We start from the raw sequence: 20,008 nt of genomic DNA, 5'->3' as shown, positions 1-20,008 counted from the left end.
AATTCACCAGGCTCGGGAATAGACCGACAACTCTATTCAGTTGCATTGACCTGTGCGCCACCGCGCTCACCATGCAGAACTGAGGAGACATACATGACCATCACCGCTGAGACCGTTCCCGGCTACGTCGCCGGCACCTGGGTCGTCGACCCCACCCACACCGTCATCGGATTCTCGGTGCGCCACCTCGCCATCAGCAAGGTCCGCGGCACCTTCGAGACCTTCGACGCCACCGTGCACGCCGCCGAGAACCCGCTCGAGTCGAGCATCGAGGTCTCGGTCGACGTCGCTTCGATCAACACCAACAACGCCGACCGCGACGCGCACCTGCGCACCAACGACTTCTTCGCCCCCGAGCAGTTCCCGACGATGACCTTCCGGTCGACCGGGATCCGCATGGAGGGCGACACCGTCCTCCTCGACGGCGACCTCACCCTCCGCGGCGTCACCAAGCCCGTCACCATCTCGGGCGAGTTCGGCGGCATCGCGAAGGACCCGTGGGGCAACCTCAAGGCCGCCGCGAGCGGCTCGACCGTCATCAACCGCCACGACTTCGGCGTCAGCTGGAACGCGCCCCTCGAGGCGGGCGGCTTCCTGCTCGGAGACCAGGTGACGATCACCATCGACGCGCAGTTCGCGCTGCAGGCGTAACCCGCCGCGCGTCCACCCACGCAGAGAGGGGCGGCCCCGATGATCTCGGGGCCGCCCCTTCGTCGTCTCCGTCGGGCTACGGCAGCAGCACCGCGTCGATGACGTGGATGACGCCGTTGTCGCAGACGATGTCGGCCGTGACGACCTTCGCACCGTTGACGGTCACGCCGTCGGCGGTCGAGAAGTGCAGCTCCTTACCGTTGACGGTCGCCGCGGCGAGGCCGTCGGTGACGTCGGCGGCGTGCACGGCCCCGGCGACGACGTGGAAGGTCAGGATCTCGGTGAGCTTCGGGATGTCGGCGAGCAGCGCGTCGACCGTGCCCTCCGGCAGCGCGGCGAACGCCTCGTCGGTCGGAGCGAAGACCGTGAACGGGCCGTCGCCGTTCAGGGTGTCGACGAGGTCGGCCGCCGTGACGGCGGCGACGAGGGTGGTGAACGAACCGGCCGAGACGGCGGTTTCGACGATGGTGGCCATGAGAGGTCTCCTTGTACGTGGGGGACGGCGCCGGAGCGCCCGCGACGGCCGAGCGGCCGGGCGATCCCGACGCTAGGGCGCTCGGGCGGGCGTGTCGCTGTGCCGACGCCGCGCATCCCCCGACCGTTGACCGCGCAAGCGCCCGGCACCGGACGATTCACAGCCGGAGTTCGCCGGGAGGACGCCGGAGGGGTCGATGATGCGCCTCCGCGCGGCCGCGCTCCAGTCGACTGTCGTACGCTGGCGATGATGAAGCCGATGACCGCCGACCAGATCGTCGCCTCGATCATCAACGCCGAGCCGGCGGAGATCGAGCGCATGGAGCTCCCGGGCCTGCACGAGGTCGTCTGGGACGACCGCGAGTTCCTCGGCTGGCGCGACCCGCAGGGGTCGCTGCGCGGCTACCTCGTGCACTGGGTCGACGATCGCCCCGTCGGCATCGTGCTGCGGGCCGCCTCGAGCTCGCTGCGCCCCGGGATCGGCGCGATGTGCTCGCTGTGCCACACCCCGCAGCCGGCGACGCAGGTGCTCATGTTCAGCGCCCGCCGCGGAGGCCGGTCCGGCCGCGACGGCAACTCCATCGGCACGTACATCTGCGCCGATCTCGCCTGCTCGATCATGATCCGCATCTTCCCCGGCATGAGCGAGATGCGCCTCATGCGCGACGAGCTCATCGCCCGCCGGAGCGCCGGTCTCACCCAGCGCGTCGAGGCGTTCACCGCCCGCATCCTCGAGACCGTCTGAGCCTGCGCGAACATGACAACGACCCCGTCGTCGGCGACGGGGTCGTTGTCAGCGCTGTTCAGTCGCGGCGGCCAAGCAGGTTGAACGGGATCGCGAGGGCGAGAGTCGCCGACATGATGCCGAGGAAGAACGTCAGCGCCGCCCACTCCTCCGGCACCCAGAAGGCGTAGGCGAAGAGCGGGAACGCGGCGAGGAACAGTGCGAGCGCGATGACGACGGCGAAGATCTTCATGGTGCTCCTATTGTGCCAGGTCGAGACCGAATCCCCCGCTCAGGGTTGACGGAACGTTCCGATCTGTCTCCTAAGTGCAATAAAGCCTGTCTACCCCCCACACAGGGGCCGGAGATCGTTACCCTTGCGAACGAGCGGCGGCAGGTTTTCACTTCTTGCGCACGACCCCCCCGCGCAGTGGAAGGAGCACCATCATGGGTGCACTCATTTACGGATCCCCTTCGATGGAGATCCAGTTCGACGATCGTGTGCTGGCGCACGTGCAGATCGTCATGTCAGCCAAGCTTCGCCGCGGGGAGAACTTCTTCTTCAGCTGGCGCGACTCCCCCTCCGTCGGCGACGGCCGCAGCGCCATCTGGATCGACGCGTCGATCCCGATGTACTTCCGCTACAGCGGCAGCCGCCACCCCGAGATCGACCGCGAGTGGCTCGAGCAGATGGCGATCGCCGCGGCGAGCACGCACGGTCTCGACCTCACCGAGGACTCGCGTCTCGCGGGCATGCACCACGCCCGCCACTCGAGCGTGAAGCGCAAGGACCGCCCGCTCGACGACTGATAGTCGGATGGTGCGACACGAAGGGCCCCGCCGCGGCGGGGCCCTTCGTCATTCGCGGGGCACGGGTCCTCGACTGCTAGAGCATGCTCGGGCGGTCGTCGAAGCCGGTGTCGTGAGCCGGGCCGCTGTCGCGATCGGCGACGCTGCCGCCGTGGACCTCGCCGCGCCAGGCGCCGTCGGGCGTCCCGCGCTCCTCGATCAGTCGCTTGAAGTCGCGCAGGTCGCTCTTCACCTGCGCCTCGTCGATGTTGAGCGCCGCGCCGACCTTCTCGACGAGGCCGTGGGGCTCCCAGCCCATCTCGACGTCGATGCGCGTGGTCTCCGCGCTCTCGGCCGTGAAGACGACGCGGCCCGAGTGGATCTCGCCCTCGGTGCTGCGCCAGGCGATGACCTCGTCCGGGCGCTGCTCGGTGATGGTCGCATCGAACTCGCGCTCGACGCCGCCGACGGAGACGACCCAGTGGAGCTTCGTGTCGTCGATCTGGCGAACGCTGTCGACGCCGCTCAGGAAGTCCGGGAAGGACTCGAACTGGGTCCACTGGTCGTACGCGACGCCGACGGGAACGTCGACAACGACATCTGCATGGATGGTGCTCGTCATGATGACCTCCCTCTGACCCGGGTGACGCGGGTGCGCCGGTCGGGTGGTGTGATGCGTCAGCCACGGTAGGCACGGCGAGAAGGCGTCAGAAGGGGGTTGACAGCCTCTGAGCTCGGCGCGAACCCGACGCCGGGCCCGGTCACCCCCGTAGGCTCGGGCCCATGAGCCGACACGCGGTCATCCTGGGAGGAACCGGACAATTGGGCGCCGCGAGCGCCCGCACCCTGCTCGACGACGGCTGGTCGGTGACGATCGCGCACCGCGGCGAGCGCCCGCTGCCGAGCGGCGTGCTCGACTCGGCGGAGACCGCGATCCTCGATCGCGCCGACGCCGACGCCGTGGTCGACCTCTGCCGCGGCGCCGACCTCGTGCTGGACTGCCTCGCCTTCGCCCCGGCCGACGCCGCGATCCACGGCCGCCTCGTGGGGGACGTGGGGTCGGTCGTCGTGATCTCGACGGCATCCGTCTATCGGGGCGAGAACGGCACCTGGCTGGATGTCGCGACGGGCGAGGAGGACTTCCCCGTGCTCCCGGTGCCGGTCACCGAGGAGCACGCCACCGTCGAGAGCGACGACGAGGGCTACTCGGCGCGGAAGGCGGCCCTCGAGCGCGCGCTGCTGGCGATCGACGGCCTGCCGGTGACGATCCTCCGCCCCGGGGCGATCCACGGCCCGCACTCGCCGGCGCTGCGGGAGTGGTTCTTCATCAAGCGCGCGCTCGACGGCCGCGAGCGGATCCCGCTCGCCCACCGCGGCGAGAGCCGCTTCAGCACGAGCGCGAGCGTCAACGTCGCCGAGCTCGTCCGTCTCGCCGGCGAGCGGCCGGGGCGGCGCGTGCTCAACGCGGTCGACGACCCTGCACCGACGGTGCTCGAGATCGGCCAGGCCGTGCTCGCGCATCTCGGGCGATCGGCCGAGTTCGTGCTGCTCGACGGCGCTCCCGTCGACGGCGTCGGCGGCCACCCGTGGGCGGTGCCGAGGCCCGTCGTGCTCTCGATGGAGGCCGCGCGCGACGAGCTCGACTACGAGCCCGTCGGCTCGCACCGCGCCACCATCGGCTCCGCCGTCGACTGGATGCTCGATGCGGTCCGCGACGCCGACTGGCGCGAACGGTTCCCGGCCCTCGCGACGCGCTACGGCGCCTCGGGCTGGTTCGACTACGACGCGGAGGACCGTCTGCTCGCGCGCTGACCGGGTTCAGCCTGCGAGAGTCGCGACCACGGGGCTCGCCGCGCCCGCGACGCTCGGAGCGCCCGCGGTGCTCCGGAGAGCGGTCTCGGCGACCCCGCGGCGCCCGAACACGGTGACGCCATTGCGCGCGAGCGACCAGCGAACGCTCTCGCGAGCGAGGGCGGTCACGACCTCGAGCTCGGCCTCGTCGCGCGGGCCGAACAGGATCAGCTCGGTGCCGTGCACGGCGCGCGGGCACGGGATCGCCCAGCCCTGCGCGACGACGAGGGCCACGCGCTCGAGCGGCAGCACGATGTGCAGGCTCGTGTCGGCGGGGCTGTGCAGGTGCGCGGGCTCGAGCGGCCGACCCCCCTCGGAGAACGAGGTGCCGGGCTCGGGGCTGATCACCGAGGGGACGAGCACCGCGCGCGAGCCGGGCTCGCCGACCGCGGAGGGGCCTGCGGTGACGCCGGGGACGCCGCGCAGGGCATCCCACACCGCGACCCAGGTGGTCGGAACCGATCGCTGATCGAGCTGCCAGACCGGGCCGTCGTCGTCGACGACGGGAGCACGGCCGGCGCGCGGAAGGACGAGGGAGGCCATCACGACGACCACTCGTCGATCTCGACGGGCACGCCCTCGGCGACGCAGGAGGCGAGGACGCGCTCGATCGTGCTCTGCCAGACGGGGTCGGCGGGGTCGAGGCCCGCGCCGCCCTCGCGCGCGCCGGGGGCGTCGACGAGCTCCTGCAGCGCGATGAGCGGCAGGGCGACGGGCGAGCTCGTGGGAACGGGGATGTAGTCGAGGATGCGCGCGGCGGCCCGGTAGGCCCCGTCGGCCTCGGCCGCGGCCCAGCGCCCCGCCTCGACCCCGCGCTGCGCGTTGGTGGCGAGGCTCATCGCGTTCGCGACGCGCCAGCACGCCGCGGTGACGGCCTCGTCGGAGCGCGATTCGGTGGAGGCGAAGACGGGCGCCCTCTGCTCCGCGACGGCGGGGCTGCAGCCCGCGAGGAGGCCGAGAGCCGCGATCGTGACCGCGAGCGCGATCGGCCGCTGCCGATGGCGGGAGTGATCGCGGGCATCCGTCGCCCCGTGGGTGACCGCGTGCTGGTGTGCCGTCGAGCCGTGCTGTGCCGTGCCGTGCATATTGCCCCCGTGCTGTGTGTGACGATCGCTCAAGGATCGTCGTGACGTTCACTGTACAGAGGATCCGTCAGCATGGGGAGAGGCTTGCCCTGCGGATCGAGGTGTGCGTGGGATGTGCGAAAGTGGCCGGATGACTCCGTCCTCGACCGCCAGGCACACCGGGGTGCTCGTGCGGTGGAACGACGACCGGGGCTTCGGCTTCATCCGGCGCGACGCGCCCGGGCCCAAGGTCTTCGTCCACGTCTCCGCCTTCGGCCCGCTCGAGCGGCGCCCCGCTGACGGCGACCGCGTGCGCTTCGCGATCCGCGTCGACGACACCGGGCGGGCGCAGGCCGTCGACGCCGAGATCGAGGGCGTCGCCCGGGCCGCGGCCATGCCCCGCAGCGACGGGCTCGCGCGGGGGCGGCAGCGGGGGGCGGCCTCGGTCGGCCGCGTCTTCGTCGACGTGCTGAGCGTCGGCACGCTCGTGACGGTGCTCGCGCTCGGGCTCCTCGTGTGGGAGATGCCCGCGTGGGTCATCGCGCTGTACGGCGGCCTCAGCCTCGCCTCGGCGCTGCTCTACTGGAGCGACAAGCGCAACGCGATGACGGGCGGGTGGCGCACCCCCGAATCGACGCTGCACCTCGTCGCCTTCGCCGGCGGCTGGCCCGGCGCGATCGTCGCCCAGCACCTCTGGCGGCACAAGACCGTGAAGCCCGGCTTCCGCGCCGTGTTCTGGAGCATCGTCGCGCTCAACATGCTCGCTCTCGCGGTGCTCGTCGTCCCCATCGACGGCATCCCGCTGCTCGGGCTCCCCGGGCCGTTCTGAGCGGTGCGGGGCGCGGTCGGCGCTCGCGGCGAGCACCCGCCTGACAGGATGGGCGCAGCGGGTCGGCGACACCGACCCCACCGAGAGGGGACCGCATGGCCGGGAATCCGGAGAACCGCGTCGCGGTCTACATCGACTTCGACAACATCGTCATCTCGCGCTACGACCAGGTGCACGGCCGCGGCGCCTGGCGCAAGGACAACGTCTATCGCCTCGGCCCGGGTCTCACCGGCGCGAGCGAGGAGCAGCTGGCGAAGATCCGCGCCGCGACCGTCGACATCAGCGCCATCCTCGACTACGCGACCTCGTTCGGCGACGTCGTCGTCAGCCGCGCCTACGCCGACTGGTCGGTCGGGGTCAACGCGAGCTACCAGGGCCAGCTCATGGAGCGCGCCGTCGACCTCACCCAGCTCTTCCCCGCCACGGCGCAGATGAAGAACGGGGCCGACATCCGCCTCGCCGTCGACGTCATCGAGGACCTCTTCCGGTTGCCCGACATCACCCACGTCGTGATCGCCGCCGGCGACAGCGACTACATCCCGCTCGCCCAGCGCGCGAAGCGGCTCGGGCGGTACGTCGTCGGCGTCGGCGTCGCCGGGGGCACGAGCAAGTCGCTCGCCGCGGCGTGCAACGAGTTCGCCGACTACGACTCGATGCCGGGCATCCGCCCCGCGAAGCACATCGCCGCCGAGCTCGACGACGCCGTCGAGTCCCCGGCGGCGACCGAGGCTCCGGCGAAGGACGCCCCGAAGAAGTCGACGACGCGCCGGGCGTCCTCGAGCGGGCCGGCCGCGAGCGCGTCGGTGTCGAGCGCGTCGCAGAAGACCTGGACGAAGCTGCTCATGCGCGCCCTGCAGCAGGCGCACGAGCGCGAGGTCGACAGCGAGTGGGTGCACGCCTCGGAGGTCAAGAACCTCATGGTGCGCCTCGACCCGTCGTTCAACGAGAAGGCGCTCGGCTTCGGCTCGTTCTCGGAGTTCGTGAAGTCGCGCAACTCGATCGCGGCGCTCGACGAGTCGAACCAGGTGCGCATGATCCGGCTCCGCCAGCGGTAGCGGCAGCAGAGGCAGCCGTCGCCGAGTCGGTCAGAGCCGGCTGCCCTCCGCGCACACGAGGTCGACTAGCGCTTCGCTGAGCGCCGTGCCCGCCGGGTTCCGGTCGCCGCCCATGAGGTGGCACTCGGCGTGGATGGCCGCGAGCCGCTCGTCGACGCCGGCCGCGAACGCCGTGAGCGGGCACTCCTCGAGCGGGGGCAGGAGGCGCCCCTGCTCGTTGGCCGCCGCCCAGTGGAAGGCGAGCGCTCCGAGCGGAGTCGTGATGACGTCGGGCGCATGGGGCGGGGCGAACCCGGCGAGCCACGCGCTCACCTCCGCGGCGGGCAGCGGGCGCGCGAACAGGTAACCCTGTCCGCGCCCGGCGCCGAGGATCGTGCTGACCTCGAGCCGCTCGACATCCTCGATACCCTCGACGACGACGCCGTACCCGAAGTCGCGCCCGAGCCGGATGATCGCCGCGAGCAGTGTGATGACGTGCAGCGGGCGCACGCGCGACGCGTCGAAGATGCGCCGATCGACCTTGATCACGTCGAACGGCAGCTCGGTCATCCGCTTGAGGGTGCTGAACCCCGAGCTCACATCATCGAGGTGGATGCGCACACCGAGCTGCACGAGCTCGCCGACGTTGCGATCGCTCTCGGTGAGGCTCAAGGACCCCGACTCGAGCAGCTCGAGGCTCAGCCGCTCGGCGGGGACGCCGTGCTTGGCGAGGGTGCGCGCGACGGTCGCGGCGACGTCGCCGTCGCTCAGGATCTCGGGCGGGATGTTGACGGACGCCGAGAGCTCGATGCCCTCCTCCTGCCAGCGGGCGAGCTGCGCGAGCGTCTGGTCGAGCCCGCGCCGGAACAGCTCGGCGAGCTCGTGGTCGGAGCAGAACGGCAGGAACTGGTCGGGCGAGAGAAGGCGCCCGTCGGGCATCCGCACCCGGGCGAGCGATTCGACCGACCGCACCGCGCCGGTGTCGAGGTCGACGATCGGCTGGAAGTGCATCTCGAGCCGACCGATCTCGAGCACGCCGCGCTCGTCGCCGCCGGCGGGGCCGAGGGCGGCCACGGCGCGCTCGGCGGCGGGCGGCTCGCGGTCGTCGTCGGGGGCGCCCGCGGCGACCCACCAGTCATCGCCGGGGGTACGGCCCTTGGCGAGGTAGAGCGCCTCGTCGCTCGCGCGGTAGAGGTCGGCCGCGGTCGACCCGTGGTCGGGGTAGAGAGCGATGCCGGCGCTCAGTCCGATGACGGCCTCGGCTCCGTCGAGCGGGAACGGCCGCTCGACCGCCTGGTGGATGCGGCGCAGCACCTCGGGAAGGCGGCTCGCGCCGCCCGACGGCGGCAGGTCGGAGAGCACGATGACGAACTCGTCGCCGCCGAGGCGCGCGACGAAGTCGCCGCGGCGCACGAGGGTCTGGATGCGCGCGGCGAACTCGATGAGGACGACGTCGCCCATCGCGTGGCCGTGCTGGTCGTTGACCTGCTTGAACAGGTCGAGATCGATGAGGATCACGGCGATCGCCGTTCCGGTCTCGCGGGCGCCCTCGAGCTCGCGGGCCGTGTGCCGCCGCAGCGCCGCCCGGTTCGGCAGGCCCGTGAGGGCGTCGTGGTTGGCGTCGAACGAGAGCTTGTCGCGCTCGTCGACGATGTCGGTGATGTCGCGCTGCACGCTCACGAAGTGCGTGATCGCCCCCGTCTCGTCGTGCAGCGGCGTGATCGTCAGATGGTTCCAGAATGGGCGGCCGTCGGCGCGGTAGTTGAGGATCTCGCCCTGGAAGGTCTCGCCGGCGTCCAGCGCCGCGCGGATCCGGTCGACGGTCTCCGGCGACGTCTCCGGGCCCTGGAGGAACCTGCAGTTCGTGCCGATGATCTCCTCCGGCCGGTAGCCGGTGATCGTCGTGAAGGCGGAGTTCGCGTACACCGTGCGGCGCTCGGCGTCGGTGATGAGCGAGCCCTCGGAAACCGTCTCGAGCGCCTTGGCGAGGAGCGCGGGCCCGACACCGGTCGCGAGCCCGGTCACGAGCTCACCCGCTCGCTCGCCGCGCGCCCGGTCGCGGCGTCGTCGGGCTCGGCCGGCGCTTCGGCCGCGCTCGGGGCGTCCACGAACTGCAGGCCGGCGGCGATGAGGATGCCCTGCCGCTGGGTCCAGCGCACGACCGCCTCGACCGAGGCCCCCGCGACCGAGTCGAGCTCGAGGCGCACTCGCTCTCCCGGCTGCAGCGAGGCCCGGGAGAGGATCTGGCAGCCGCTCGCGCTGAGGTCGACGAGCTGGGCCGGGAGGCTCGCGGCATCGCCGCGGGCGCGCCGCGATCGCGGACGCATGCTCTCGGAACGGATGAGACGCAGGGTGTCGTCGGCGGACATCCGGTACTCGTGACGGGCGTGCTGCGGGCGCGGGCTCGCGACGCCGCGGAGCGTGCGCGAGAGCGACCGGCGGAGCGAGGCGTCGGTCTCGAGGTCGGTGCCGATCCAGTCGGGCGAGCTCGAGATGAGGGCGATGAGGCGGACCATCGCGTTCGGGTCGAGCTCCGAGAACTCCCACCCGACCTCGAGCCCCTCGTCGCCGCCCTCGACGCGGCGGACCCGGCCGGCGAGCGCGCCGATGCCGTCGATGTCGATCGTGGGCGACGGGAGCATCGCGGCGAGCGCGTCCTCCTGCTGGAAGTCGTCCGTCCACGGCAGCAGCAGGCGCGCGCCGCCCACGCTCAGGTCGAGCGTGCGGCCGGGGATCCGGCATCCGGGCCACAGCTCGGCGGTGAGCGTCGCGTCGACGCGCGTGCGCTCCTGCCGGCGCGGGCGCGGGCGCTCGAGGCAGACGAGGACGGCGAAGACGAGGCCGACCATGTTGTAGATCGTCCAGAAGACCGTGACGATGAGCGAGTCGATCGAGTAGCGCTCGGGCGCGAGGACGAAGGCGGTGAGCAGCCCCAGCACCGACAGGCCCAGCAGCACCAGGTGCGGCACGGCGACGCGGAGGCCGAACGCGAACGAGGAGGTCGAGACGCCCTTCGGTGTGACGGCGAACGCCTTCTGGCTGAGCCCCACCCATTCGGCGATCACGGCGAGCGCGATCGTCGGGGCCATCGCGACCTCGTAGACGTGGGTCCAGGTGAAGCTGCGCCGGCCCTCCGAGATGACGCTCATGCTCACGAGCGAGGCCGCGAAGTAGGGCAGCCAGACGACGGCGACCGAGGGGATGTCGGTCTGCACGATCGAGACGCCGCCGAGAAGCCACACGAGCGGGGCGAGGATGAAGACGAGCTTCAGGATGCCGAAGTGCCAGTACACGATGCCGTCGGTGTAGAGCCAGCGTTGCATCGGGGTGAGGCCGGGCATCGTGAGCGGGTTCCAGCGCCGGGTGGTCTGGATGTTCCCCCGGCTCCAGCGGGTGCGCTGCACCAGCAGGTCGGCGAAGCTCTCGGGCGCGAGCCCGGCCGCGACGAGGTGCGGCACGAAGGTCGAGCGCCAGCCGGCGGCTTGGAGGAGCATCCCCGTGGCCATGTCCTCGGTGATGACGCCCGTCGCGAAGCCGCCGATGTCGGCGAGCGCCGTTCGACGGAAGACCGTGTTGCTGCCGACGTACATGACGGCGTTGAAGCGCGACTTGCCGGCCTGCATGCCGCGCATGAAGAGGTCCTGCTCGTTGGGCAGCGCCGCCCCCGAGAAGAGGTTGTACTGGAACGGGTCCTCGTTGTGGAAGGCCTGCGGGGCCTGCGCGTAGGCGAGCCGCTCGTCGACGAAGTAGCCGACGGTGCGCTCCAGGAAGTCGGCGCGCGGGATCATGTCGGCGTCGAGCGTGACGATGAGCTCGCCCGTGGAGTGCGCGAGGGCGTTGTTGAGGTTGCCGGCCTTCGCGTGGTCGTGGATCTCGCGCTGGAGGTGCACGGCTCCGTAGCGCTCGGCGAGAGCGCGCACGGCGGGGCGGCTGCCGTCGTCGCAGACGTAGACGGTGACGGCGCCCGGGTAGCGGATTCCCATCGCACCGGCGAGCGTCGGCTCGAGCACGGCGAGCGGCTCGTCGTAGGTGGCGATGAAGACGTCGACGCTCGGCGGCGAGGCCAGTGCGTCGATATCGGGAGTCGGCAGCAGCGAGGGCCGCCAGGCGAGCACGACCGCCGAGACGACCTGGGTGAGCCCGACGATCTCGGCGACGAGCAGGGTCACGCCGGCGACGAAGCCCCAGCCCCCGGGCTCGGGCAGCGTGAAGCCGATGCGCCAGACGAGGTACCCGATCGAGGTCGCGAGAGTCAGCAGCATGATCGGCCGGCGGGCGAGGTCGGGTCGCCGTCGGGCGAGCGCGCCCAGCCCGACGACCGTCATCAGCACCACCGCAGCGATCACCGCCGGACCCGGCCACCACCAGAGCTCGAGCATCCTGTACCCCCCGGACAGTCATGCAGCCGCCACGGACGACGCGAGCTCTCCCGAGGGGTCTGTCCGTCGGGCGTCGTCCGGAACTTCGGGTTCAGACTGTCAACGCGCCCGCGGCGCCCGCGACCCGTGCGCGGGGGTAGACCGTCCGGCCGGGCCCTCCGGCGTGCGCAATGCGAACATCGCGAGCACTGACGGCGCTCTTGACGACCCCGCGTCGCGCCGCTAGACCTGGGGTCGGCGCCCGCCCGGTCGCCGCCACCGGAACCCGCCGGAGCGCCGTGACACCCCCATCCGCACTCCCCCAGCTCGACGGCCGCCTGTTCCTCACCGACGGCGGGATCGAGACGAGCCTCATCTTCCTCGACGGCTTCGAGCTGCCGCACTTCGCCGCGTTCCCGCTCCTGGAGACGGCCGAGGGCCGTCGAGCGCTGGATGACTACTTCGACGCCTACGTCGCCGTCGCCGCGCGCCACGGAGCGGGCCTCGTGCTCGAGTCGGCGACGTGGCGGGCGAACCCCGACTGGGGCGCCCTGCTCGGGTACGACGCCGAGGGGCTGGATGCGGTCAATCGCGACGCGATCGCCCAGGTGCGCGGCGTGCGCGAGCGGCATCGCGGCGCGGCGGTGCCGATCGTCGTGAGCGGATGCATCGGCCCGCGCGGCGACGGCTACATCCTGGAGGAGGCGATGACCGCAGAGGACGCCGCCGACTACCACGGCCCGCAGGTGCGCTCCCTCGCCGCGGCCGAGGCGGACCTCGTGACCGCGATCACGATGACCTCCGCCGCCGAGGCGACGGGCATCGTGCTCGCCGCCCGCGACGCCGGGGTGCCCGTCGTCATCTCGTTCACCGTCGAGACGGACGGCCGCCTGCCGTCGGGGGAGTCTCTGAGCGAGGCGATCGTCGCGACCGACGAGGCGACGGGCGGCAGCGCCTCGTACTTCATGATCAACTGCGCCCACCCCACGCACGTCGCCGCGGCGGTCGACGAGCCCGACACGGCGTTCGGGCGGGTGAGGGGCATCCGCGCGAACGCGTCGACGAGGAGCCACGCCGAGCTCGACGAGGCGGAGGAGCTCGACGCCGGCGGCCCGGAGGATCTCGCGGCGCGCTGCGCGGCGCTCACGCGAGTGCTCCCCCGCCTGACGATCCTGGGCGGATGCTGCGGCACCGACGAGCGTCACATCGACGCGATCGGGGCGGCCTGCGCTCCGCTCTTCGACTCGCGCTGAGGCGGGGGCGACCCGAGCAAGCGATCCGCCGTCCCGCTCCGGACATCAGGAGGGCGGTCCGCCTCGAACCCGAATCGAGACGGACCGCCCGTGACGCGCGCGGTCAGCAGCAGCGCGTCAGTCTGCGGGGTGCGGCCGTTACGGCTTGCCGCCCTTGCCGGTCTCCGCGGCGTCGTCCGCCGCGTCGTCCGCGGTGGAGTCGTCCGCGTCGTCCTCGGTGGAGTCCTCCGCGTCGTCCTCCGCCTCGTCGCCGGGCGTCTCGGGAGCGGCGCCGCGCTCGGCGGCCTTCTCCTCGCGGAGCTCCTGCGCCTGCTCCGACACCTCGGCGCCGAACTCGGCACCGACCTTGTCGTCCGCCTGCGCGCCCTCCGTGACCCAGTCGCTGAACTCGTCGCTGCCGACGGGCAGCGTCTCATCGTCCGCGCCCTCGGCGTCGTCCTCGACGACCTCGTCCTCGACGACCTCATCGTCGACGACGACGTCCTCGGTGGTGTCCTCCTCGACGGTCGTCGTGACGGCCGAGTCGAAGGCCTCCTGCAGCGGGCCGGGCAGCGCCCCCGCTGCTCCGACGCCGGCGAGGCTGAGCGCGAGCGCCCCCGTGCCGGCGGCGATCTTGGCGGNATCACCCGGAGCGGCCGTACTGGTGACGGACTGCGGCAGGAGCGCGGTGGCACCTGCCACTGAGACCGCGACACTCGCCGCTCCGACGGAGGCGGGGAGGTCGAGGCGGGCCAGCAGCGCAGCCGACGGCTGCGGCACGGCCTCGTGAGCGACCGCACGGAACTCCGCGAGGGAGGCGGCCACGACGGCGAGCTCGGGTCGACCCTCGGGGGTCGACCCTGCGAGCAGTCGCTCGATGTCGTGGTCGCTGATCCGCTTGCTCATCTCACTCATCGCTATCGTCCGAAGGGCTCGCAGGGGTACGGGTATGCGCAACTTTCTTTCTGAGATTCTCGAGCGCTCGCCGCTGCAGCGCTTTGACCGCCCCGACGCGCTTGCCGAGAACCTCGGCGACCTGCTCGACGGTCAGGTCGGCGACGACGCGCAGCACCATGACGTCGCGCTGGTCGGGGGCGAGGCCGTCGAGCAGCGCGAGCGCGTCGCGATCGCCGAGTCGCGAGGTCGCCTCGTCCTCGGCGCTGGATGCCCGCCGCGGGTCGATCTCGCTCGTCCACTCCTCCGCCTCGCCGCGCCGCGATCGCATCCGCAGCTCATCGACGAGGCGACGGTAGGCGATCGAGAACACGAACGAGCGGAAGGCGGCTCGATCGCCCCGGAACTCGCCGATGCGCTCGACGACGACGAGGAAGACCTCGCTCGTGAGGTCGTCGCTCTCGCGCGACCCGCGGGCGCGCAGGAAGGCGGCGACGGCCGGAGCGTGCTCGACCCAGAGGTGCGTGAAGGCCCACGACTCACCGGCCTGGGCTGCGGCGAGGATCGTGGCGAAGGTGGCATCCCCCGGCCGCACCTCGACTGACATGCGGTCCACCCTACGAAATCTCGCGCCTGGACGCCGCGTGTCCGCCGCCTTGATGCCACCTGGCAATGCGCCCCGGCCGCCGGTCGCGGTCGTTAGCGTGGCCGACGCATCGAACCGAAGGAGACGATCTCATGGCAGACATCACCGGTCGCACCGTGGCCTTCCTGCTCACCGACGGATACGAGGACAGCGAGCTCACCGCCCCCTGGCAGGCCGTGAGCGACGCCGGCGCGACGCCCACGCTCGTGTCGCCGAAGGACGGCTCGATTCAGGGCAAGAAGGGCCACTCGCAGTCCGTCGACGCATCGGTCGCGAACGTCTCGGCCGACGACTTCGACGCGCTCGTGCTCCCCGGCGGCGTCGTGAACGCCGACCACCTGCGCATGGACGCGGACGCCGTGGCGTTCACGAAGCGCTTCGTCGAGCAGGGCAAGCCGATCGGCGTCATCTGCCACGGCGCGTGGATCCTCATCGAGGCCGACGCCGTGCGCGACCGCGAGATCACGAGCTACCCGTCGCTGCGCACCGACCTCCTCAACGCCGGCGCGCGCTGGGTCGACGAGGAGGTCGTGACCGATCAGGGTCTCGTCTCGAGCCGCACCCCGGCCGACCTGCCCGCGTTCTGCGCGAAGGTCGTCGAGGAGATCAGCGAGGGCGCCCACGCGGGTCAGCACGCGTAGGTGCCGCTCCCCCGGCGAGCGAGCCGGGGGCACAGACGGCGGAGGGCTCGGTGCGGTGGCGCCGGGCCCTTCGCACTGCCCGCGCCGGGCATCCGCGCCCCATCGACCCTCGCCCGTCGTCTGTCGCGCGCCGACCTTCTCCCAGCGGCCGTCGATAGGAATGACGCATGCCTCGCACCCCCGCACTCGACCGCCTGCTCCCCGACCTGACGGGTCGCCTCGCCATCGTGACGGGAGCGAACAGCGGCCTCGGCCTCGAGATCTCCGGCGCTCTCGCCGCCGCCGGCGCGGACGTCATCATGACCTCCCGCGATGAGACGAAGGGGGCGGATGCTCGCCGCGAGCTCCTCGCGCGCTCGCCCCGCGGCACGCTCGAGGTGCGGTCGCTCGATCTCGCGTCGCTCGACAGCGTCCGCGCGTTCGCGGCGCAGGTCGTCGCGGAGTCGCGCCCCCTCGACATCCTCGTCAACAACGCCGGAGTCATGGCGGTGCCCGAGCGCCTCGAGACCGCCGACGGCTTCGAGCTCCAGTTCGGCACCAACCACCTCGGGCCGTTCGCCCTCACCGGACTGCTGCTGCCGGCTCTGCGCGCCGCCGTCGAGGCGCGCGTCGTGTCGACCGCGAGCATCGCGGCGCGCCCCGGGCGCATCACCCGCGAGGCGATGGCCGGCGAGACGCCCTACGACGCATGGCGCGTGTACTCGATGACGAAGCTCGCGAACCTCGTGTTCGGCCGCGAGCTGCAGGCGCGCTCGGTCGCCCACGGCTGGGGCCTCACCTCGGTCACGGCGCACCCGGGCTTCAGCACGACGAACCTCGCCTCGAACGGTCCGCGGTTCGGCAAGAAGCCGATCCCGCAGTGGGCGATGAAGCTCTCGCTGCTCGTCGGCCAGACCGGAGCCGACGGCGCCCGCCCCTCGATCTACGCCGCGACCGCGCCCGACGTCGAGCCGGGCGGCTACTACGGCCCGAACGGCCGGCGCGAGCTGCGCGGCGGTACTACGCACGCCGAGGTGCCCGCGGGCGCGCTCGAGCCGGGCGTCGGCGACCTGCTCTGGAGCGAGTCGGAGCGGATGACGGGCGTCAGGTACGCCTAACGCCCGCTCGGCTCCATCATCCTGATCAGGGCCTCGATCGTCCGGAGGTTGCGCGCCGTGCCGGTGACGCCGAGCACGCGAAGCAGGCGGGCGAGGTCGAGCTGCGCGCGGCCCGCGCCGTTCTCGTAGCGCACGTGCAGGTCGTCGCCGATGATCGCCCACTGGTCGTCGACCGTGGGCACGGAGGCAGCTGCCGCGATCGCGGCCGGATCGGGGGCGGCGGTGAGGGGCGCGACGAACGAGCGCGCAGCATCCGTGACCTCGAACGGATGCTCGGCGAGCGCCGCACGGAGGGCGGCGGCGTCGCGCACGATGACCTCGCGCGAGAAGCCGTAACGCTGCTCGATGGCCGCCGACAGGGCTGCGGCGAACTCGGGGGGCGGGCCGGGCGGCGTGGCGAGCAGATTGCCGGAGGCGATGTAGGTGGTGACGTCGGTGGCTCCGAGCTCAGCGGCGAGGGCGCGGAGCTCGGCCATGGGGAGCTTCGCCGTGCCGCCGACGTTCACGGCGCGGAGGAGGAAGGCGTGCGTGCTCACGTGCGCACCTCCGCGAGCTCGAGGTGCACGCGCGCCGTCGATCCGGCGGTGAGGCCCTCGGCCTGGCGCACGGCCTTCTTCACGGGCAGGAGGTAGCAGCCCGTCTTGGAGTCGGGAAAGACGCTCGTCGCCCACTCGGTGCTGCCGATGCGCACGCGCACCCGCACGCTGCCGAAACCCGTCGTGAACCCTTCGGTGCGCGCAGCGATCTCGTCGCTGATCGGCTCGGGCACGGCGACGAAGTGCCAGGCGGCGTTGCCGCTCCACTCGAAGAGCGCGGCCTCGAAGTCGAAAGCGACGGACATGCGCGGCCCCATCAGCTCGCGAGATCGGGCGCGGCCTCGCCCGTGAAGCCGCGATCGTCGGCGGCCAGCCGGGCGAAGCCGCCTGGCCACGGCGCGAGGGCGGAGACCGTGAGGCTCGCGATGATGACGGCCGTGAGGATGCCTGCGGAGAAGGGTTCGACGCCGATGCCGGCGGCGACGGCGCCGAGGGGGACGGATGCCCCGACAGCCACGCCGAGCCCGCGCAGCGCGAGGCTGGTCGTGCGGGTGGCGACGAGCCAGCCGCCGACGACGGCGCCGATGACCCCGACGAACCCGAGCACGGCGCCGGCGACCATGCCCATGGTCGCGAACACGAGCGCGCTCGCCGGGTCGACCACGACGAGCATGGTCACGCCACCGACGAGCGCTCCGGCGAGCACGGAGACGATGCCGAACACGACGCTGCGCGGCCACGGCTTCGTCCTGTGCTCCGGCTTCATGGGGCGACAGTAGCGCGCACGAGCGACAGCGGCCGCGATCGGGAATCGTTCGCGCGCGAACGTGATTGCATGGAGGGTCGCACCACGGGCATCCCCTGCCGGTGCGTTTTCTTCGGAGGACACCATCTCAGCCCCACGCGCGTCGCTCACCCGCGGCCACTTCGTCGACCTCGCTCCGCTGCGCGAGAGTCCCGCGTTCGCCCGCATGTGGGTGGGCGGCACGATCACAGGCATCGGCAGCCAGATGACGATTCTCGCGGTGGGGCTGGATGTCTACGCCCGCACGCAGTCGACGCTCATGGTCTCGTACGTGGCCGCGTTCGCGCTCGTGCCGATGATCATCGCGGGGCTCTACGGCGGCGTGCTCGCCGACTCGTTCGATCGGCGCATCGTCGCGCTGCTGTCGGCGATCGTCGCGTGGGGGTCGACGGCGGGGCTCGCGGTGTACTCGTGGTCGGGGGCCGACCCGGTGCTGCCGCTGTACCTGCTCATCACGCTCAACACGGTCGCCGCGACGATGGTGGGGGTGGCGCGGCAGGCGATCGTTCCGCGGCTGATTCGGCGTGAGCTGCTGCCGGCTGCGGGGGCGCTCGGCGGCATCAGCGCAGGCCTCATGCTGACGATCGGCCCGGCGCTCGCGGGCGTGCTCGTCGCGGGCGTCGGCATCTCGTGGACGTACACGATCGACACCGTGCTCTTCGTCGCGGCGTTCCTCGGGCTGTACACGCTGCCGCCGGTGCGTCCGGAAGGCGAAGTGCTGCGACCCGGTCTGCGATCGGTCGTGGAGGGTGCGCGTTTCTTGCGGGTGGCGCCGAACATCCGTGCCTCGTTCCTGCTCGACATCTTCGCGATGACGTTCGGCAACCCGCGCGTGCTGTTTCCGGCGATCGGGGCGGTGCTCATCGGCGGCGGGGCCGTGACGGTGGGCGTGCTGACGTCGGCGATCGCGGTCGGCGTGCTCGTGCTGGGAGTCTTCTCGGGCAGGCTCGGCGGCGTGCGCCAGCAGGGGCTCGGCGTGATCTTCGGCGTCGCGGCGTACGGTCTGACGATCGTCGGGCTCGGCGTGGTGCTGCTGCTCGCGGCGACGTCGGGCGTCTCGGTGTCGGAGTCGTGGGCCGACGTGAACTGGCCCGCGCTCATCGCCGCGAGCGTGCTGCTCGCACTCTCGGGCGCGGCCGACAGCGTGAGCATGATCTACCGCAACACGATGCTGCAGGCGTCGGTTCCCGATGCGATGCGCGGGCGCCTGCAGGGGCTCTTCACGGTCGTCGTCACGGGCGGGCCGCGCGTCGGCGACCTCTACGTGGGCGTGCTGAGCGTGACGGCGCTGCTGTGGTTCCCGCCGCTGCTGGGCGGGCTCGTGATCGTCGTGGCGGCAGCGGTGATTCTGCGGGTGCAGCGGACGCTGCGCGAGTACGACGCGGAGGACCCGCGGCCGTAGGGGCGCTGTCTGCGCGGTGGCGGGCGGATGCTCGGCGCGGGTCACCTCACGAGCCGCGAACCGGGCCCGTCGCTCGCGTCGCCCACCAGATCACCGCTGTGATGAGCACGATCACGGCGCCCGGGATGAACTGCGCCGGCGACCCCACAGCGACGTCGCGCGAGGCCAGCTGCCCGGCCACGTCGACATGCAGCGTCGTCGCGAGGGCGAGCTGCGCGGTGTTGTACACGGCGTGCAGCACGATCGCGAGCTCGAGTCCGCCGGTGCGCCAGGTGATGATGGCGAGGCTCCCGAACAGGATCAGGTACGAGGTGAGGATGTACGGGTCGAGCGAGCCGTGGAGCAGCGAGAACACGACGGTGGTGCCGATGATGCCGAGGGCGGCGCCCGATCGCTCTCCTCGGGTCCATCCGCCGAGCACGCGCAGCATGAACCCGCGGAACCCGCACTCCTCCCCCGCCGCCGCGAGCGGAACGAGCAGCATGCTGATGACGAAGTAGGCGATCAGGTCGACCGAGCTCCAAGCCACCTGGGGGCTCGGCAGGAACAGCGGCACGACGCTGACCGAGACGAGCACGAACGGGCCGAAGACCAGCAGCGATCGGCCGAGCAGAGCGAAGCGGAACCGGCCGGTCACGGAGTGCAGCGATGAGGGCCGCACCCCGTAGAGCACGCGCTGCAGCAGCATGCTCACGGGGATGAGCAGGGCCACCGATAGCACCCCAGCGCCGTGGGCCAGTGCTGCGCCGCCCGTGCCGTTCAGCCAGCGCTCATCGACGACATCGGCGAGGTCGAGGAAGAGCTGCCCGAAGAGGATGAGCGAGGCGACCAGCAGCACGATCGCGAGAACGCCGCGGAGGATGCGGCGCCGTTCACCCGCGTAGGCGCGGTGGTAGGCGACTCCGGTGGGCTGCGGCGACCTCGCGGTGGCGGGGTCGGGCAGGAACAGCCAGTTGGTGCGCGTGTCAGTGCTCATGTCGT

General features: G+C 71.9%; 23 protein-coding genes. 10 read left to right on the top strand and 13 right to left on the bottom strand.

Annotation, left to right across the window (positions count from 1 at the left end; all coding sequences use genetic code 11):
* Positions 1 to 93: 93 nt before the first annotated feature.
* Complete coding sequence (locus tag ASG83_RS08655; RefSeq protein ID WP_055860034.1) at positions 94 to 651, top strand: YceI family protein; 558 nt, start codon at positions 94 to 96, stop codon at positions 649 to 651.
* A 76-nt stretch (positions 652 to 727) separates the two neighbouring features.
* Here ASG83_RS08655 and ASG83_RS08650 read toward each other — a convergent pair whose 3' ends face one another.
* Complete coding sequence (locus tag ASG83_RS08650; protein WP_055860031.1) at positions 728 to 1,126, bottom strand: fasciclin domain-containing protein; 399 nt, start codon at positions 1,124 to 1,126, stop codon at positions 728 to 730.
* Between the two features lie 249 nt (positions 1,127 to 1,375).
* Between ASG83_RS08650 and ASG83_RS08645 the strand changes: the two genes are divergently transcribed.
* Complete coding sequence (locus tag ASG83_RS08645; RefSeq protein WP_055860027.1) at positions 1,376 to 1,870, top strand: FBP domain-containing protein; 495 nt, start codon at positions 1,376 to 1,378, stop codon at positions 1,868 to 1,870.
* A gap of 58 nt (positions 1,871 to 1,928) precedes the next feature.
* Here ASG83_RS08645 and ASG83_RS12680 read toward each other — a convergent pair whose 3' ends face one another.
* Positions 1,929 to 2,102, bottom strand: coding sequence for a hypothetical protein (locus tag ASG83_RS12680; RefSeq protein ID WP_156376804.1), 174 nt, complete (start codon positions 2,100 to 2,102; stop codon positions 1,929 to 1,931).
* A 194-nt stretch (positions 2,103 to 2,296) separates the two neighbouring features.
* Between ASG83_RS12680 and ASG83_RS08640 the strand changes: the two genes are divergently transcribed.
* Entirely contained in the window at positions 2,297 to 2,659 is a 363-nt protein-coding gene (locus ASG83_RS08640) for a hypothetical protein (RefSeq protein WP_055860023.1), read from the top strand.
* 76 nt (positions 2,660 to 2,735) lie between these two features.
* Here the strand turns inward: ASG83_RS08640 and ASG83_RS08635 are convergent, their stop codons facing one another.
* Positions 2,736 to 3,260: an SRPBCC family protein gene (locus tag ASG83_RS08635; RefSeq protein ID WP_055860019.1), complete on the bottom strand. Its 525-nt coding sequence runs from the start codon at positions 3,258 to 3,260 to the stop codon at positions 2,736 to 2,738.
* 161 nt (positions 3,261 to 3,421) lie between these two features.
* Here ASG83_RS08635 and ASG83_RS08630 point away from each other — a divergent pair, with 161 nt between their 5' ends.
* Complete coding sequence (locus ASG83_RS08630) at positions 3,422 to 4,450, top strand: NAD(P)-dependent oxidoreductase (protein ID WP_055860016.1); 1,029 nt, start codon at positions 3,422 to 3,424, stop codon at positions 4,448 to 4,450.
* A 6-nt stretch (positions 4,451 to 4,456) separates the two neighbouring features.
* On the opposite strand, the gene ASG83_RS08625 is transcribed toward ASG83_RS08630, so the two are convergent.
* A complete protein-coding gene (locus ASG83_RS08625; RefSeq protein WP_156711061.1) occupies positions 4,457 to 5,032 on the bottom strand; it encodes a luciferase family protein in 576 nt (191 codons plus the stop codon).
* Positions 5,032 to 5,574, bottom strand: coding sequence for a hypothetical protein (locus ASG83_RS08620; protein WP_055860010.1), 543 nt, complete (start codon positions 5,572 to 5,574; stop codon positions 5,032 to 5,034). Before ASG83_RS08620 ends, ASG83_RS08625 begins: the two co-directional genes overlap by 1 nt.
* 130 nt (positions 5,575 to 5,704) lie before the next feature.
* On the opposite strand from ASG83_RS08620, the gene ASG83_RS08615 reads away from it, so the two are divergent.
* Together ASG83_RS08615 and ASG83_RS08610 are read left to right on the top strand one after the other, a co-directional pair.
* Positions 5,705 to 6,382 carry a cold shock and DUF1294 domain-containing protein gene (locus ASG83_RS08615; protein WP_162242506.1) on the top strand — a complete coding sequence of 226 codons (678 nt, stop codon included), beginning with the start codon at positions 5,705 to 5,707 and terminating at the stop codon, positions 6,380 to 6,382.
* 95 nt (positions 6,383 to 6,477) lie between these two features.
* Positions 6,478 to 7,437, top strand: a complete 960-nt coding sequence (locus tag ASG83_RS08610) for an NYN domain-containing protein (protein ID WP_055860004.1) — start codon at positions 6,478 to 6,480, stop codon at positions 7,435 to 7,437.
* Positions 7,438 to 7,467: 30 nt separating this feature from the next.
* On the opposite strand, the gene ASG83_RS08605 is transcribed toward ASG83_RS08610, so the two are convergent.
* Both ASG83_RS08605 and ASG83_RS08600 read right to left on the bottom strand, forming a co-directional pair.
* The gene (locus ASG83_RS08605; protein ID WP_055860001.1) at positions 7,468 to 9,441 is read right to left on the bottom strand and encodes a bifunctional diguanylate cyclase/phosphodiesterase; all 1,974 of its coding nucleotides are present in this window, start codon (positions 9,439 to 9,441) and stop codon (positions 7,468 to 7,470) included.
* Complete coding sequence (locus ASG83_RS08600) at positions 9,438 to 11,795, bottom strand: glycosyltransferase (protein ID WP_055859999.1); 2,358 nt, start codon at positions 11,793 to 11,795, stop codon at positions 9,438 to 9,440. The genes ASG83_RS08605 and ASG83_RS08600 overlap by 4 nt, the downstream gene beginning before the upstream one ends.
* A 278-nt stretch (positions 11,796 to 12,073) precedes the next feature.
* Here ASG83_RS08600 and ASG83_RS08595 point away from each other — a divergent pair, with 278 nt between their 5' ends.
* Positions 12,074 to 13,027 carry a homocysteine S-methyltransferase family protein gene (locus tag ASG83_RS08595; RefSeq protein ID WP_055859996.1) on the top strand — a complete coding sequence of 318 codons (954 nt, stop codon included), beginning with the start codon at positions 12,074 to 12,076 and terminating at the stop codon, positions 13,025 to 13,027.
* A 621-nt stretch (positions 13,028 to 13,648) separates the two neighbouring features.
* On the opposite strand, the gene ASG83_RS13215 is transcribed toward ASG83_RS08595, so the two are convergent.
* Positions 13,649 to 13,912: hypothetical protein (locus ASG83_RS13215; RefSeq protein ID WP_235460142.1), on the bottom strand; the 264-nt coding region annotated here is incomplete at its 3' end.
* Position 13,913: 1 nt separating this feature from the next.
* Positions 13,914 to 14,507 (bottom strand): RNA polymerase sigma factor, encoded by a 594-nt coding sequence (locus tag ASG83_RS08585; RefSeq protein ID WP_055859989.1) that lies wholly within the window; start codon positions 14,505 to 14,507, stop codon positions 13,914 to 13,916.
* Positions 14,508 to 14,638: 131 nt separating this feature from the next.
* Between ASG83_RS08585 and ASG83_RS08580 the strand changes: the two genes are divergently transcribed.
* Both ASG83_RS08580 and ASG83_RS08575 read left to right on the top strand, forming a co-directional pair.
* Complete coding sequence (locus tag ASG83_RS08580; protein WP_055859986.1) at positions 14,639 to 15,187, top strand: type 1 glutamine amidotransferase domain-containing protein; 549 nt, start codon at positions 14,639 to 14,641, stop codon at positions 15,185 to 15,187.
* Positions 15,188 to 15,354: 167 nt separating this feature from the next.
* On the top strand, positions 15,355 to 16,284 hold the full coding sequence (locus ASG83_RS08575; RefSeq protein ID WP_055859982.1) for an SDR family oxidoreductase: 930 nt from the start codon (positions 15,355 to 15,357) through the stop codon (positions 16,282 to 16,284).
* Here the strand turns inward: ASG83_RS08575 and ASG83_RS08570 are convergent.
* Genes ASG83_RS08570 through ASG83_RS08560 form a run of 3 tightly spaced genes read right to left on the bottom strand, consistent with a single transcriptional unit; the run spans position 16,281 to position 17,586 of the window.
* The gene (locus ASG83_RS08570; protein WP_055859979.1) at positions 16,281 to 16,820 is read right to left on the bottom strand and encodes a DUF1697 domain-containing protein; all 540 of its coding nucleotides are present in this window, start codon (positions 16,818 to 16,820) and stop codon (positions 16,281 to 16,283) included. The two genes, ASG83_RS08575 and ASG83_RS08570, sit on opposite strands and share 4 nt — an antisense overlap.
* A complete protein-coding gene (locus ASG83_RS08565; protein ID WP_055859975.1) occupies positions 16,817 to 17,125 on the bottom strand; it encodes a DUF1905 domain-containing protein in 309 nt (102 codons plus the stop codon). The genes ASG83_RS08570 and ASG83_RS08565 overlap by 4 nt, the downstream gene beginning before the upstream one ends.
* Before the next feature lie 11 nt (positions 17,126 to 17,136).
* Positions 17,137 to 17,586 (bottom strand): hypothetical protein, encoded by a 450-nt coding sequence (locus ASG83_RS08560; RefSeq protein WP_055859972.1) that lies wholly within the window; start codon positions 17,584 to 17,586, stop codon positions 17,137 to 17,139.
* 61 nt (positions 17,587 to 17,647) lie between these two features.
* Here ASG83_RS08560 and ASG83_RS08555 point away from each other — a divergent pair, with 61 nt between their 5' ends.
* Complete coding sequence (locus ASG83_RS08555) at positions 17,648 to 19,027, top strand: MFS transporter (protein ID WP_369813391.1); 1,380 nt, start codon at positions 17,648 to 17,650, stop codon at positions 19,025 to 19,027.
* A 46-nt stretch (positions 19,028 to 19,073) separates the two neighbouring features.
* On the opposite strand, the gene ASG83_RS08550 is transcribed toward ASG83_RS08555, so the two are convergent.
* Positions 19,074 to 20,003, bottom strand: a complete 930-nt coding sequence (locus ASG83_RS08550) for a CPBP family intramembrane glutamic endopeptidase (RefSeq protein ID WP_055859969.1) — start codon at positions 20,001 to 20,003, stop codon at positions 19,074 to 19,076.
* Between the last annotated feature and the right edge of the window lie 5 nt (positions 20,004 to 20,008).

Source organism: Yonghaparkia sp. Soil809 (assembly GCF_001429705.1).
In the GTDB taxonomy this organism is placed as follows: Bacteria; Actinomycetota; Actinomycetes; order Actinomycetales; family Microbacteriaceae; genus Microcella.
Note: the sequence above shows the minus strand (reverse complement) of the source record. Positions and strands in the feature narration are given on the sequence as shown.

Coding starts and splice junctions, on each gene's coding strand:
- ASG83_RS08655 (WP_055860034.1), top strand. CDS start 94: ATGACCATCACCGCTGAGACCGTTCCCGGCTACGTCGCCGGCACCTGG.
- ASG83_RS08650 (WP_055860031.1), bottom strand. CDS start 1,126: ATGGCCACCATCGTCGAAACCGCCGTCTCGGCCGGTTCGTTCACCACC.
- ASG83_RS08645 (WP_055860027.1), top strand. CDS start 1,376: ATGAAGCCGATGACCGCCGACCAGATCGTCGCCTCGATCATCAACGCC.
- ASG83_RS12680 (WP_156376804.1), bottom strand. CDS start 2,102: ATGAAGATCTTCGCCGTCGTCATCGCGCTCGCACTGTTCCTCGCCGCG.
- ASG83_RS08640 (WP_055860023.1), top strand. CDS start 2,297: ATGGGTGCACTCATTTACGGATCCCCTTCGATGGAGATCCAGTTCGAC.
- ASG83_RS08635 (WP_055860019.1), bottom strand. CDS start 3,260: ATGACGAGCACCATCCATGCAGATGTCGTTGTCGACGTTCCCGTCGGC.
- ASG83_RS08630 (WP_055860016.1), top strand. CDS start 3,422: ATGAGCCGACACGCGGTCATCCTGGGAGGAACCGGACAATTGGGCGCC.
- ASG83_RS08625 (WP_156711061.1), bottom strand. CDS start 5,032: ATGGCCTCCCTCGTCCTTCCGCGCGCCGGCCGTGCTCCCGTCGTCGAC.
- ASG83_RS08620 (WP_055860010.1), bottom strand. CDS start 5,574: ATGCACGGCACGGCACAGCACGGCTCGACGGCACACCAGCACGCGGTC.
- ASG83_RS08615 (WP_162242506.1), top strand. CDS start 5,705: ATGACTCCGTCCTCGACCGCCAGGCACACCGGGGTGCTCGTGCGGTGG.
- ASG83_RS08610 (WP_055860004.1), top strand. CDS start 6,478: ATGGCCGGGAATCCGGAGAACCGCGTCGCGGTCTACATCGACTTCGAC.
- ASG83_RS08600 (WP_055859999.1), bottom strand. CDS start 11,795: ATGCTCGAGCTCTGGTGGTGGCCGGGTCCGGCGGTGATCGCTGCGGTG.
- ASG83_RS08585 (WP_055859989.1), bottom strand. CDS start 14,507: ATGTCAGTCGAGGTGCGGCCGGGGGATGCCACCTTCGCCACGATCCTC.
- ASG83_RS08580 (WP_055859986.1), top strand. CDS start 14,639: ATGGCAGACATCACCGGTCGCACCGTGGCCTTCCTGCTCACCGACGGA.
- ASG83_RS08575 (WP_055859982.1), top strand. CDS start 15,355: ATGCCTCGCACCCCCGCACTCGACCGCCTGCTCCCCGACCTGACGGGT.
- ASG83_RS08565 (WP_055859975.1), bottom strand. CDS start 17,125: ATGTCCGTCGCTTTCGACTTCGAGGCCGCGCTCTTCGAGTGGAGCGGC.
- ASG83_RS08560 (WP_055859972.1), bottom strand. CDS start 17,586: ATGAAGCCGGAGCACAGGACGAAGCCGTGGCCGCGCAGCGTCGTGTTC.
- ASG83_RS08550 (WP_055859969.1), bottom strand. CDS start 20,003: ATGAGCACTGACACGCGCACCAACTGGCTGTTCCTGCCCGACCCCGCC.